A 12968-nucleotide genomic window follows, 5' to 3' on the forward strand; every position below is an offset into this window, starting at 1 on the left:
CACGCATTTTCGACATAATTGGTTGTTCGCGCTATTGTGGATTTCCACATTAATTCACTTGGAACTTGAGGTTAGTCTCACATTAATAACCTCAATCACCATAATGGTATTGATGTGAACTTCTGTAGGTTGATCCAACTGCCGTTTATGAAATGCAAGGGAACTGCCATGTTCGCCTCGGTATAACTGCTTGTTAAGGCTCTTTTATGGCACCTATTGTATAAGCATAGCTGCTTTATGGATGCGTGCTAAAAAAGTTGTGGTGAAATGAAGATTTCCTAATGGCTTTGGGTTGATTACTCTATCTAGAGCGGATGCTTTATCTAGATTGGGTACTTTATGTAGATTGGACGTTTATCCAAATAGCCTGCTTTTCTAGAACAAGGGGACGAAAAAGCAGAGCAACCTCGAATGACGAAGTTGCCCTGTTGTGTTCTCATCTGCAAATCAGATAAGGAAGTGTTTTGAATGAGTGATTAAGTTATAGCTTGCTGAGTTTAAGCTAGACCTTGTAGATCTTAGCCGGAAGCGCTTGCCTGGCTGCTGCTCCTACAACCCAATCTAACATGACGCCTTTGCCTTCTCTCGTCGGGTCAATCAAGCCTATATCATTGATGTTAACGCCATCGTTCGACTTCATCTTCACTGGTTGTTGTGCGTCACCAATCCAGTGTGCGCGTTCACCGAGCTCTTTGTGTCCAAAGCCGTGTTCAAAGCCTAATGTGCCTTGTTTGATGCCATCAATCACCATCGCCAACGCGTGTGTGGTTGAACTCGGTGTTTCAATGGCAAATACGTCACCAGTTTTGATGCCAGCAGAAGAGGCGTCTTGCGGGTGAATGTAAACTGGGTTCACTCCTTTGATCGACTCTAAGCGTGGTGATAAGTTAGACACCGCACTGTGAATGTTGGATTTAAAGTTGGTCAGAGTAAATGGCCAATCTTTGGTCGGGAACTGCTCTGCTAAAGGTGTGCCGTCTGCCAGCTTCTGTGGATACCATGTCGGGCAACCCATGTACTGTTCGCCACTGATGGTGTTGCGAGAAGTACCGAGCTTTTCATTCCAGATTGCCAGTGGTTTGGTCCATTTGTACTTCATGGTTTCATTGGTGTAGGCATTGGTGGCGTCTTCGAAACGACCGCCACGCGCAAAGATATACGCTACCTTGAGCATCTCTTCAGGCTTGAGTGTTTTGTTCATCACAGGCACTAGACGTTCTAGACCAGACCAAACAATATCTTCCGCATCGACATTCGGCACGCCACCTTTTACGAACGCTAAGTTAGCAGCCGAGCGCAGGTAGAAGTCTTCAGCGCTATGAATACCGTGCCAGTTGCCTTGATTGTCTTTGATTACGTTGTCTCCGAAGCCACCTAAGCCCAGTGTTTTCGCCAGATCAATAAAGAAGTTTTCTAGGTTGATGGCACGTCCGTCTTGAGTGCGTGAGGTTTTAGGCTCAACAATCGGCCAGCGAGCAGTGATCGCTTTGGTCGCGACACCATGCCAAGGTGTTGCCATGCCCCAGCTTTCGTAGGTCACTGTGTCTGGCACGAGGTAATCCGATAACGCGGTGGTCTCATTGATGAAGGCATCGATAGACACGATCAAGCCAAGCTGTTTTGGATCTTTAAGCTTTTCACCCAGCAAGTTGTCTAAACCCGGAACACCATAAAGTGGGTTCGCCATGTGGTTGATCCATGCCTTTGCGCGGTAAGGATAGCCATCAATCGCAGCTGATAAGTGCTCGGTTAACAGCGGCGCAGAGATTGGGTACCACGGAGCGCGTGTCGGGTAAGGTGACTCACCTGCGGCAACGCGACGTTTGTATTCGCTGGTGTTTTGATACGGGAACTTGCTGCGGGATAAGAACACGCCCTGTGGCTTGGTCTTGCCTTTAAACTTTGTAAAGTCGTAACGAGGACCTGCAACCGAAGTCGGGTAGCCACCCGCTTTCGCCATCGCACCGCCTTTCGCGTTGATGTTACCGATCAGCGCGTTCAGCATCAGAATAGAGAACGAGTTGTAGAAGCCGTTGGTGTGCATGTTGCCACCGTGAGTATCCACGACTGCTTTCGTCCCGTAACTGGTAAAGCGTTTCGCTAGCGCAATAATTTGGTCCTGCGGGATCTCACACTGCTCACTGTAGTATGCAAGGTCATATTTGAAGGCTTCTTCCTTCAATCTTTGTAGAGAAGACTTAACACGAACAGTCTGACCATCAACTTCTACGTCTTGATCGACGAACAGAGCCGCTTCATTCACCTGAAGATGTGATGCTAATAGTGACGTTGTCACATCAAGTGCAATAAATCCGTCATCGTCAGACATCGGTTCGCCTGTTTCTAGCAACCCTATATCCGATGCACGAAGCATACGCCCATTTTGTGGGTGCGACTCGTCACTGATCACAAGGTGAGATGCATTACACCAGTGTGTGGTGCCTGCTTGCTTCATCGCTTGCGCACTTGGGCGAGACAAGAAGTCGTGATTGTAGCGCTGGTTGTCGATGATCCATTGGATCATGCCCAGAACTAATGCTGAATCGGTGCCCGGTTTGATCGGTAGCCAGTTGTTGCGATCGCCCGCCGCAAGGCTTGACGATCCTGCCGGAAGGCTTGGTGTCACTATGGTGTAGCTGAGTTTTCCGTTGGTACGAGCCTCAGCCAATTGTCTTGCTTGACGCTTGAACGGGTTACCCGCTTGAGCCGGAGACATACCGATGAAAAGAATGAACTCTGCGTTGTTGAAATCTGGTTTTAAGTGCGAGAACTTGTCTAGATCGTTCATGATCGCACCTGAACCCGCACGGAACGCGTAACCACAGTAAGAGCCGTGGTGACCAAAGTTGCGTGTGCCGTAGCTGTTAAATGCAAAGCGCTTCAAGATGTCATCACGGCCTTCATTACCAGCATTCGTCACCAACAATTGGTTGGCTTTGGGACCGTATTCAGGGTTGTTTGGATCAAGTGGTGTTTCGATATCGCGAATCGATCGTAAGCCTTCCACTTCGCCTTCACCGAACAAGTCACCACCTTCGGTGATCTCAGTGATTAGTTGCTCGTAGCTGATCGGTTCCCACTTGCCTTCACCACGTTTACCGACACGTTTGAGCGGTTGAGTGATTCGGTATGGGCTGTTTTGAATCTCTAACATGCCATTACCACGGGCGCAGGCTGTCGAACGATTATTGATACCGGATTCTCCAGACAAGCCAATGTAGGCGTCTTTTACCGGTGTTTTGAACGGGATTTGCTGATCACTTGATAGCGGATGGTAGGGATTGCCCGAGATACGCAAAATTTCGTCATTGCGATTATCGACACGTACACGCAAGCCACACAGTGTCCAACAACCGAAACACATTGATGGTGCAACGCGTTGGTTTGGATTCGGCGAGATCTTACCTTGCTCATCGACACTGTATTCCGTCTCTAGCGAATTACCGTGATGGATGTGGTTGGTTTTCTTACCCGCGGTGCCATCGATAGCACCGTGAACCATGTGTTTTGTGGTTGTCGCATAACCTGCAGCAAAAGCTCCAGCACCACCGGCAGCAAGGCCTGTTTTCAAAAATTGACGACGTTTGTTATCCATGATGATTCCTCAGACTACAAGCTATGTGAGCGGTTAAGTGGTGAAGGTGTATTTTGGTTTGGCTTCGATGTTGTCTTTGGTGCAGAACCAGTTGTTCGTGTAGAACCAGTAGACACGATCTCAGAGGCGAACAACGCAAGTGCTAACCAAAGACCACACATACCAACAATGCCGAGTAATCCTGCGCTACCCATCGGCAGTTCATAAGGGAATGGGCCAACATCGAAACGTGGAATGGTTTGAACTTCCATCATGGTGACCCAACGTACCGCCCATGCAGAAACTATGGTCGCAAGCGCAACACAGATAATTCCTAGCTTACTTTGCGATAGGCGTTGCAGTGGTAGAACCAAGATCATGCACAGCAAAATGCTGGTGGTCATGATGCCTAAATTGATGCCCCAAGCGTCGTTCTCATACAGATTGAAGTGACCATGGTTAGATGCCCAAATCGACGTAAGAATGATGGCAAGGCCACCTGTTAACGTAATGGTTCTTTGTACTAGAGCGAGGTCTGTTGGTTTTAAGCTTGGTTTGCTTGAAGGCAGCAGAGCCCAAATCAACAGCGTTAAACCTGTAGCAGCAAAGAATGCGGTCGTGAACCAAAGTAGTGGAGAAGCCGGTTGATGCCAAAGCGGTCGGCTCGCCAAAATCGCAATCTCTGCGCCTGTATAAAGCGCGATGCTTAGGCCCGAAATAGCCGTCACAGCAGCGAGTGCAATCATCAGCTTTGATGATATTTGCCATTTACCTAGCGTCAGCCAAGACAAACGTTTTAGAAGTGGGTTTTCACTCTCTTTGAGCTGTGCGATGTCATCACGCAGGTAAACCCAAGCAGTCGCGACAGCCAGACCAGAGAACAAAGGTAGAAACAGAGAGCCCAATGACATCCATGACCAAGGTGTGATGTGAGCATAGAAATGCCACGCACGTCCGGGTTGATGCAAGTCACCAGTAAGCGCTAATGGCCCAACAATCGCACCGATTGCCATCACAAGCACAAGGGCAGAACGAAATTGGTGGCTGGTTGAGTTCTTAAATATCAGTGCAATCAAAAACAGAATAGCGGCCGCGTAGGCTGAACCTATGTAGAAGAAATATTGAACCGCCCACGGTAGCCAAGCGATCTCTTGAGCGGGGACTAACACCTCAGTGATATTCATGCTGTCTCTCCTTGTTTGCCTTGTGTCGCGATTGCCAATTCTTGTTTGCTAGAGGATGAGTTATCGATGGCGGCTGGATCATAAATCGCAGGTTGGCCTTCAATGTGGCTAACGAATCGCTCGTTCATGCCGATATAGAAAACATGGGGGTTGGTATTCTGCTCTGGCTTAAGCACCTTGATGTCGTCTTGGTTTTCATTGAGCAGACGGTTGATCTCGCTGTTTGGATCTTTAAGGTCGCCAATGACACGCGCGCCACCGACACAGGTTTCTACACAAGCAGGCAGTAAGCCGTCTTCAAGGCGGTGTGCGCAGAAGGTGCATTTGTCTGCGGTAAGGGTGTCGTTATTAATGAAACGAGCATCGTAAGGACAAGCTTGAACACAGTAAGCACAGGCTACGCAGCGTTCATTGTCGACCATGACAATGCCGTCTTCGCGTTGGAAGGTCGCTTGAACTGGACAAACCTTGATGCAGGGAGCGTTGTCACAGTGATTACAGAGGCGAGGTAACATGAATGATTTCACGTCTTGCTGAGCAGTCGAACCATCATCAAGGGAGACTTCATACTGTTTTACGGTGGTTCTGAACTGGCCAATTGGTGCTTGGTTTTCAACGCTACAGCCAACAGTGCACGCCTGACAGCCAACGCACTTACGTAAATCAATCGCCATGGCGTAGCGTTTACCTATTTCGCCTTTGCGGTCAGGTTGGTTGTTATTGCGAATGGCTGTGCTTGCGACTGCGGTGTTGATTCCGGAAATGGGAATGAGCGCAGCACCAGCGGAAACCTTGCCGAATTGGCTGAGAAACCGTCTTTTCAATGAGTCCATAGAGGTACCTATAAATGGGTATTCGATCTGTTAGGCTTATTGTCAGTTTTTGACCGTTCACGGGGTATTGTGGATTTCCACATACCCAGATCAAAGTTGATCTAGAACAAATGTGGTTTTACCAATCTAGCTGTTATGCTTTGTTTTAGAGGCTTATTTAAGGCGCTCAAGCATGAGCTAAGCGCGAAACACGCCGCTGACATAAAATGAATCGAGAATAAATTGAATAAACAGTCCGTTTGGAGAAAGAGATTTCAGTGACAGTCAGAAACCTAATGACAATCGTTGGCCTTTGTTGGTTGAGCCTAACCGCAGGCGCGTGTTTGGCGGCTCAATCGGAGCAAGAGATTGCAACGACAAGCACTGTTGAGTCTGAGCAAATCATAGAAGTTGGCGTGTTGGCGACTCGAGGTAAGCTTTCCGCTCAGCAGCGTTGGCAGCCGACAATGGATTGGCTGTCTGAGCGCATTCCCGGAAAACACTTTGTTCTCAAGCCTTTCAACTTGGAAGAGATGGCCGAAGCGGTAAAAGATGTCACTGTTGATTTTGTTATCACCAACCCCGGCCAAGCAGTGCGTTTAGGACGTCAATACGCGCTCTCTTGGATGGCGACCATGACCAGTCACAATTACGACGATCAAGGTGTGAGCAGCACGCGCAGTATCGGTTCTGCATTAGTGGTCAGAAGAGTGTCACCGTATATCTCGTTTGAGCAACTTAGTGGAAAGCCGATTGCTGCTGTCTCTGAAAATGCGTTTGGCGGTTACCTCACTATGCGTTACCAAGTGATGCAACAAGGGCTTAATCCCAACCACTTTTTCTCTAACACCCAATTTTTAGGTTTCCCGATCGACGCCAGCTTGTATCAACTACGTGAAGGGCACATTGAAGCGGCTGTCGTACCAAGCTGTTTAGTTGAGAACATGATCAGTGAAGGTTTGCTGGTGGCGGGGCAATATCGAATTATCGAGAATCAAGCGCCAGAAGGATTCCGATGCCAAGTGTCTACGCCGTTGTACCCCAACTGGTCGTTCGCCAAAACAGAGCGGGCTTCTTCGGCACTGGCCAAACAGATGAGTCAGGTATTATTTGCGATGCCTAAGAGCAGCGCACCGGCCATTGCAGCGAATGCATCGGGTTGGACGTCACCGACAAGCTTGCTGGCGATCGACAAGCTATATCAACAACTCGACATGCATCCACTGCAACAACCTTGGTGGAAAGAAGCGTTAATCTGGCTCAAGTACAATCAACAGTGGGCATGGGCGTTCTTTATTCTTGTCGTGTCTCTGAATGCTTACCACTTCTGGCTAGAATACAAATTCAGTCGCAGCAAAAAGCAACTAGAAGCGACGCTTTATAAGCTGAAAAGTAAGAGTGAACAGCTAGAGCACTCACAACGAATCGCGGTAGTTGGTGAACTGGGAAGTAGCTTGGCACACGAGATTAATCAGCCTTTGGCAGCTATTCGGAATTATAGCGAAGGTGGTTTACTGCGGATTTCGAAGAACAAACCGCTGACTGACATAGAGCCTGTATTTGAGAAGATCCAGTCGCAAGTGGACCGTGCTGATGCGATCATCCAGCGCTTAAGAAACATGATCAAAAAACGCTCATCAGATAAATCTCAAACTGATATAGAAGCTCTTCTTACAGATACCATCGAGCTACTGCAATTTCGATTACAGAAACACAAGATAACCATTGAACGTTATGTCGTGGGTAAACCTATCACGCTACATGTTGACCCCGTCGGATTGCAGCAGGTGGTTGTAAATTTGATCAACAATGCGACTGATGCGTGTAATGCTCAGATGCATCGCGAACAAAGCGCTACGTCTGATATTGGTAACAAAAACAACGAACCATCGACAATTAAAGTGATTACCGAGTATCAACCGGATAAAATAATGTTGTCGATTATCGATAACGGCACCGGTTTAGATTTCACTGAACAAGAAGTGACTCAAGCCTTTGTGAGCAGCAAAGAAAATGGCTTGGGGCTTGGGCTCGCGATTTGCCAAGATGTTATTGAAGATCACAGTGGTCAAATGACGATCACGTCACTCACCCCACATGGATGTCATGTTGCGGTGACACTGCCTTTCTCTCTTTCAAATGATTCATGAGGAATCTTGTTATGTCTGAACTTCATCAAACGTTGCCGGTCTATGTGGTTGATGACGATGAGTCAATGCGTGATTCATTGGTGTTCTTACTGGAAGAGCATGATTTTAAGGTGTCAGCCTATCAAGATGGCCCGAGTTTTCTAGATGCCGTTGATTTAAGTGCGACTGGGTGTGTGGTGCTCGATAGCAGAATGCCTGAGATGAGAGGGCAGCAAGTACATGAACTGATGTTGAAAGCACAGAGCCCGCTTTCGGTTATCTATCTCACTGGTCATGGTGATGTACCTATGGCGGTTGAAGCGCTACAGGCTGGTGCGGTGAATTTCTTCCAGAAGCCGGTCAAAGGCAGTGAGTTAGCTGAGGCGATCAAGCAAGGCTTAGTTGCCTCAGAAAAGCATTTGCAAATGAATGTGTATCGCCAAGCGTACGCGTCGTTAACCGAGCGTGAGATAGACATCCTTAAACAAATTATCGACGGTAAGCGTAACCAGAAAATAGCCGATGAATTGTGCATTGCCATGAGAACAGTGGAAGTACACCGAGCAAGCTTGATGAAGAAATTCTCAGCGAAGACGGTTGCCGAGTTGGCTTACATATACGGTCAATTGACCTAGGTATAGAGCTATTCCTGTAAGAGAGTTGTACGGCAGTTGCACGAAATTGTTGATGGGAAAAACATCAATTTCGTCACCAAGCTTTAGGACTTTCCTGATGAAAGGCAGCCTTCATAATTTATCTATATTGAAGCAAGATCACATCGTCTATGGACTGCATACGGATTGAACCTCCTAGGCTTCTTATCGCAATGTAATCCTGAGATACTGAACTAAGTTCATTTTAAGGCGGAACGTGCCAGTAACTGCACTTTTCCCTGTAATTCGAAACATAACATTCACTATGGGTAGAACACACTCTCAACGTCGAGTCTTGTATCTGCCGAGTTAGGTTAAATATTTTATGAGTACAATGGGAATCGCAATTGGTGCGACGGCTCTTTCGTTAATACTTGTCGCCGTGTGGCTGATCTCTTTATCGCTAAGAAAGCAGCGCTTGGAACAAGAACGTAAGGCTCGTGCTGTCGCTTACCGAAAAGCGATTGAAAAAGCGCGCATACAAGAGCAAAAAGAGCGTCACTTCAAAGCCGAAACCGGTCATGTACCGTCGATTCTGTATTTGGCAAAAGAAGCTGAACGTAACAATATAAAGGAAGCTCTGTATTGGTACGACAAAGCAGCGCAACTCGATAATATCAATGGCATGTACGGCATTGTGCGCCTAAGCATGAAGCGTAAAGAAGACCTGATTTTAAGAGAAAAAGCCAACTTTTGGCAGCTTGCGATATCCGCATTGGACAATGACGTGTCTGCGAAATTTGAGATGGGCAAAGCGCTTGTCTTTGGTCGCGGAACCGATAAGAACATCCCTAAGGGTTATACCTATATTGAAGAGTCTGCGGCTGGTGGTAATACTGAAGCGATGCTGTTCATTGGTGACTGGTGTCTAGATAAAGAAAACCCAGACTACTCTGCCGAAAGCTCTGTCGAGTGGTACCAAAAGGCCGCGGAAAAGAATAGCTTAGACGGCAAGATCAAACTTGGTATGAGTTATTTGAACGGTGTGGGTGTTGAGCCTAACCATGGCGAGGCTGTTTACTGGTTTGAGACGGCCGCAGAAAAGAACAGTGCAGAAGCGATGTTTAGAGCAGGTGAAGCTTGGATTGACCATGGTGAACACGGTAATGCCATTGCTTATATCTGGCTATTTCTATCGGCTCATTTTGGTTACTCAGAAGCCAAGCACTTGAGGGATAAAGTCGGCGGGGAACTTGGTGTGGATGCTGTCGTGGGCTTACAAGCTCTGACTAAACCGATAATGACTAAGTTGACCCAAGAATCAATCACTAAGCACTCAATCATTAAGGCGCTCAACAAGCTCTACAAACGCAATGTCCCTGTCCCTAAGAAGGTTAAAGAAGCGTCCGATGAAGAAGGTGAGGAGTTAAATGTCGATGGTAGTCATTTAGAGACCAAAGCGTCGAGTGAGCAAGGTTCTAACGTCGATTACAGCCAGCAGGCGACGCCAAACCATGATAGCGGTGCTGCGAATCAAGGGTCACCCAGCGATCAAGCAACGCATAACAAAGAAGCAAGTCCTAACTCTCTAGACTTCAGTCAGGCAGCCGTGGATCCAAGCTGGAAAAGTAACCACTAAAACGTGTTGGTTAGCTTTGATGAGTTAGACAAGAATGACTAAAGCTGTGAAGCTATAAAGCTATAAAGCTATAAAGCTATAAATCTATATAGCTCCTAGCCGTAATCTAGAAAACCAAGACAACAAAAAAGGGAAGCGAATGCTTCCCTTTTTATTTGTGTGCTATTTGCTTTTAGAGCTTAGAGCTTAGAGCTTAGAGCTTAAGCCTAATACCCAAGAGCTGTTAAGCTTTGTTTTGCTCAGCTTTACATACAGCCGCAGTGAACACTACGTCAGTTGAGCTGTTAAGTGCTGTTTCAGCCGAATCTTGAATCACACCAATGATGAAACCAACCGCTACAACCTGCATCGCTACATCGTTTGAGATACCGAATAGGCCACAAGCTAGAGGAATCAGTAGCAGTGAGCCACCGGCAACGCCTGATGCACCACATGCTGAAATTGCAGCAACAAGGCTTAGTAGGATCGCAGTGAAGATATCAATCTCAATACCCATTGTGTGTACAGCTGCAAGCGTTAACACAGTGATGGTGATTGCAGCACCCGCCATGTTGATGGTTGCGCCTAGAGGGATTGAAACAGAGTAAGTATCTTCATCTAGCTCTAGCTTCTTACAAAGGTTCATGTTCACTGGGATGTTTGCAGCGCTTGAACGAGTGAAGAATGCCGTTACACCAGATTCACGAATACATTGTAGTACAAGTGGGTATGGGTTCTGTTTTGTCTTTACAAAGACAAGCAGTGGGTTAACGACAAGAGCAATGATCAGCATTGAGCTTAGTAGAACCGCTAGCAGTTGACCGTAGCTTGCTAGTGCATCGAAGCCCGTTGTTGCGAATGTAGTCGAAACAAGGCCGAAGATACCGAATGGCGCAAGACGAATAATGAAGCGAACAATGTGTGAAACACTGTGGCTAAGGTCTTCGAAAACCGCTTTGGTTGTTGCAGATGCGTGGTGCAGTGCAAGACCAAGACCGATTGCCCAAGCAAGAATACCGATGTAGTTTGCGTTCATTAGCGCACTAACTGGGTTATCTACAAGCTTGAATAGAAGGGTATGAAGAACTTCCGCGATACCTTGAGGAGGGTTAGCACCTTCAGCGCCAGCAACCAGTGTCAAAGTGGTTGGGAACATGAAGCTCAGTACTACAGCAGTCAGTGCAGCAGAAAACGTACCAATCAGGTAAAGCACAATGATCGGACGCATATGAGTATGCTGACCTTTCTTTTGGTTTGCGATAGAAGCTGCAACAAGAATGAATACTAAAATTGGGGCAACAGCTTTCAGAGCGCCAACAAACAGACTACCTAGTAGGCCTGCATCTTGAGCTGCTGAAGGAGACACCATGGCGAGAACGACACCGAAAACAATACCAGCAAGGATCTGTAGAACGAGATTTCCACGAGCGATGCGGGCGAGCATGTTGTGATTTTGCATAAAATACCTGCAATTGTTAATTTATTATAGTGATGTATCTTTTTATAAAGTTGTACCAAATCCGACTATACACTAGTGGAATGGGCGGTCATATTAGCGGGATCTAAGAGGGTGTCTAGGAATAGTTTACTTTTAGGGTGATTGTTTGCGCTACGTGGTGTTTTTAGAGCTAAATGTTAATCAAATGTGTTTTGATTGAGCTATAAATCTACAAAATGACATTTAATAGACTCAATATACTGTAAATTTGGAAATGTAAACGACTATTGGTAAGAACATTGTGTGCATAAATAGTCACACTAAGACCAAATTGAAACAAAAAGCCCCACGTGTTTAACACTAAGGGGCTAAGCTTGTCTCAAATACAACTTATAGTCGTTAACTTAAAGGTTTAGTCAGAAGCTTTTTTAAGATTTCGACTTTCTGATTGAACGGTTTTGTACATCTTCGAAAGCTGCTTACTGTTAGCACGTTGCTCTGCCAATGAGGCACCATTTCTGGCTTGCTCTCGCAATAGCTTTTGATAGTTAGTAAATCGTCTTTCAGACAGTTCACCACTCTCAATGGCAGCCCTTATCTTGCATCCCGGCTCTGATTCATGATGACAATCAGAGAAGCGGCAGTGCATTGCTAACTCTTCGACGTCTGAAAAAGTTTCACTCACGCCTTCAGCACATTCTGCAAGTTGTAGCTCTCGCATTCCTGGAGTGTCGAGAAGCAAGCCACCTGATGCGAGCAAGTGGAGTGATCGTGATGTGGTTGTATGACGACCTTTACTGTCGTCTTCACGAATACCACCAGTTGCCTGCGATGCTTCACCTAGCAATGAGTTAACCAAAGTCGACTTACCCACACCAGAAGAGCCCATTAGCGCGACGGTCTTGCCGATTTTACACCAAGGTGAAAGTACTTGGGTTGAGTCTTGATCTAGGCTGTTGACCGCTTCGATCATCAGCATCGGGTCTAAGCTTTGTACCTGTTGTACTTTGTCTTCGTAGTCGTCACACAAGTCTTTCTTCGTCAGGACGATAACCGCTTCAACTTGTGCTTCATTTGCGAGTGCCAGGTAGCGTTCAATGCGACTCAGATTAAAGTCGTTGTTCAATGAAACCACGATAAACACTGTGTCGATATTGGCTGAAATATATTGTTCAGCCACACGACTGCCCGCAGCTTTTCGGCTAAAGAGCGATTGGCGTTCTAGTAAGCGATCGAATTGCAGTTCAGAGTTCAATATTACCCAGTCGCCAACGGTCATTGCCGGTTGGTTTTGGTGGATGGGTAGAACAATTTCACCTTGCTCTGACGCTAATGTATAGCCATTGCGGTGATGTGCGACGATACGAGCAATGACGGAGTGATCATAGTCTTCGAGTGTCAGTTGTTGTTGGAATACAGGTTGCCATCCAAGTTGTTGAAGTGACATTGGATGAGAAAATGCGTTTTGTGAATTCATGTCTATTTACCCAGACGTGCGAGCTTTCTTTTCTTGTGAGAGCATTAAAGTCTTATCAGTGCATTAAAGTCTTATGAGAGCATTAACGTCTTGTAAGATCTCAGGTTGTCGATGAGATCGAAAAGCGTTGGTCAGTTCAAAAA

General features: G+C 46.6%; 8 protein-coding genes. 3 read left to right on the plus strand and 5 right to left on the minus strand.

The window, feature by feature from the left end:
- Nucleotides 1-502: 502 nt before the first annotated feature.
- From AB6E51_RS06230 to dsrO, 3 genes are read right to left on the minus strand one after another with little or no spacing between them, the layout of a single operon-like run.
- A complete protein-coding gene (locus AB6E51_RS06230; protein ID WP_372057826.1) occupies nucleotides 503-3595 on the minus strand; it encodes a tetrathionate reductase subunit A in 3093 nt (1030 codons plus the stop codon).
- A 14-nt stretch (nucleotides 3596-3609) separates the two neighbouring features.
- Nucleotides 3610-4758: an NrfD/PsrC family molybdoenzyme membrane anchor subunit gene (nrfD, locus tag AB6E51_RS06235; RefSeq protein WP_372057825.1), complete on the minus strand. Its 1149-nt coding sequence runs from the start codon at nucleotides 4756-4758 to the stop codon at nucleotides 3610-3612.
- The gene (gene dsrO / locus AB6E51_RS06240) at nucleotides 4755-5591 is read right to left on the minus strand and encodes a sulfate reduction electron transfer complex DsrMKJOP subunit DsrO (protein ID WP_372057824.1); all 837 of its coding nucleotides are present in this window, start codon (nucleotides 5589-5591) and stop codon (nucleotides 4755-4757) included. Before dsrO ends, nrfD begins: the two co-directional genes overlap by 4 nt.
- Nucleotides 5592-5848: 257 nt before the next feature.
- Here dsrO and AB6E51_RS06245 point away from each other — a divergent pair, with 257 nt between their 5' ends.
- The 3 genes from AB6E51_RS06245 (at nucleotide 5849) to AB6E51_RS06255 (ending at nucleotide 9931) form a co-directional block, all read left to right on the plus strand.
- Nucleotides 5849-7720 (plus strand): PhnD/SsuA/transferrin family substrate-binding protein, encoded by a 1872-nt coding sequence (locus AB6E51_RS06245; protein WP_372057823.1) that lies wholly within the window; start codon nucleotides 5849-5851, stop codon nucleotides 7718-7720.
- An 11-nt stretch (nucleotides 7721-7731) separates the two neighbouring features.
- Nucleotides 7732-8334: a response regulator transcription factor gene (locus AB6E51_RS06250; RefSeq protein WP_372057822.1), complete on the plus strand. Its 603-nt coding sequence runs from the start codon at nucleotides 7732-7734 to the stop codon at nucleotides 8332-8334.
- Between the two features lie 352 nt (nucleotides 8335-8686).
- The gene (locus AB6E51_RS06255) at nucleotides 8687-9931 is read left to right on the plus strand and encodes a tetratricopeptide repeat protein (protein ID WP_372057885.1); all 1245 of its coding nucleotides are present in this window, start codon (nucleotides 8687-8689) and stop codon (nucleotides 9929-9931) included.
- A 223-nt stretch (nucleotides 9932-10154) separates the two neighbouring features.
- Here AB6E51_RS06255 and sstT read toward each other — a convergent pair whose 3' ends face one another.
- Together sstT and rsgA are read right to left on the minus strand one after the other, a co-directional pair.
- A complete protein-coding gene (gene sstT, locus AB6E51_RS06260) occupies nucleotides 10155-11369 on the minus strand; it encodes a serine/threonine transporter SstT (protein WP_004732110.1) in 1215 nt (404 codons plus the stop codon).
- A 391-nt stretch (nucleotides 11370-11760) separates the two neighbouring features.
- Nucleotides 11761-12825 (minus strand): ribosome small subunit-dependent GTPase A, encoded by a 1065-nt coding sequence (rsgA, locus tag AB6E51_RS06265; protein ID WP_372057821.1) that lies wholly within the window; start codon nucleotides 12823-12825, stop codon nucleotides 11761-11763.
- Between the last annotated feature and the right edge of the window lie 143 nt (nucleotides 12826-12968).

This window comes from Vibrio sp. 10N.247.311.47 (genome assembly GCF_041467535.1).
GTDB classification, from domain to species: Bacteria; Pseudomonadota; Gammaproteobacteria; order Enterobacterales; family Vibrionaceae; genus Vibrio; species Vibrio crassostreae_C.

What these genes read in the sequence shown, in the direction of transcription:
- sstT (WP_004732110.1), bottom strand. Translation starts at nt 11,369, where the DNA reads ATGCAAAATCACAACATGCTCGCCCGCATCGCTCGTGGAAATCTCGTT.
- rsgA (WP_372057821.1), bottom strand. Translation starts at nt 12,825, where the DNA reads ATGAATTCACAAAACGCATTTTCTCATCCAATGTCACTTCAACAACTT.
- dsrO (WP_372057824.1), bottom strand. Translation starts at nt 5,591, where the DNA reads ATGGACTCATTGAAAAGACGGTTTCTCAGCCAATTCGGCAAGGTTTCC.
- AB6E51_RS06230 (WP_372057826.1), bottom strand. Translation starts at nt 3,595, where the DNA reads ATGGATAACAAACGTCGTCAATTTTTGAAAACAGGCCTTGCTGCCGGT.
- nrfD (WP_372057825.1), bottom strand. Translation starts at nt 4,758, where the DNA reads ATGAATATCACTGAGGTGTTAGTCCCCGCTCAAGAGATCGCTTGGCTA.
- AB6E51_RS06255 (WP_372057885.1), top strand. Translation starts at nt 8,687, where the DNA reads ATGGGAATCGCAATTGGTGCGACGGCTCTTTCGTTAATACTTGTCGCC.
- AB6E51_RS06250 (WP_372057822.1), top strand. Translation starts at nt 7,732, where the DNA reads ATGTCTGAACTTCATCAAACGTTGCCGGTCTATGTGGTTGATGACGAT.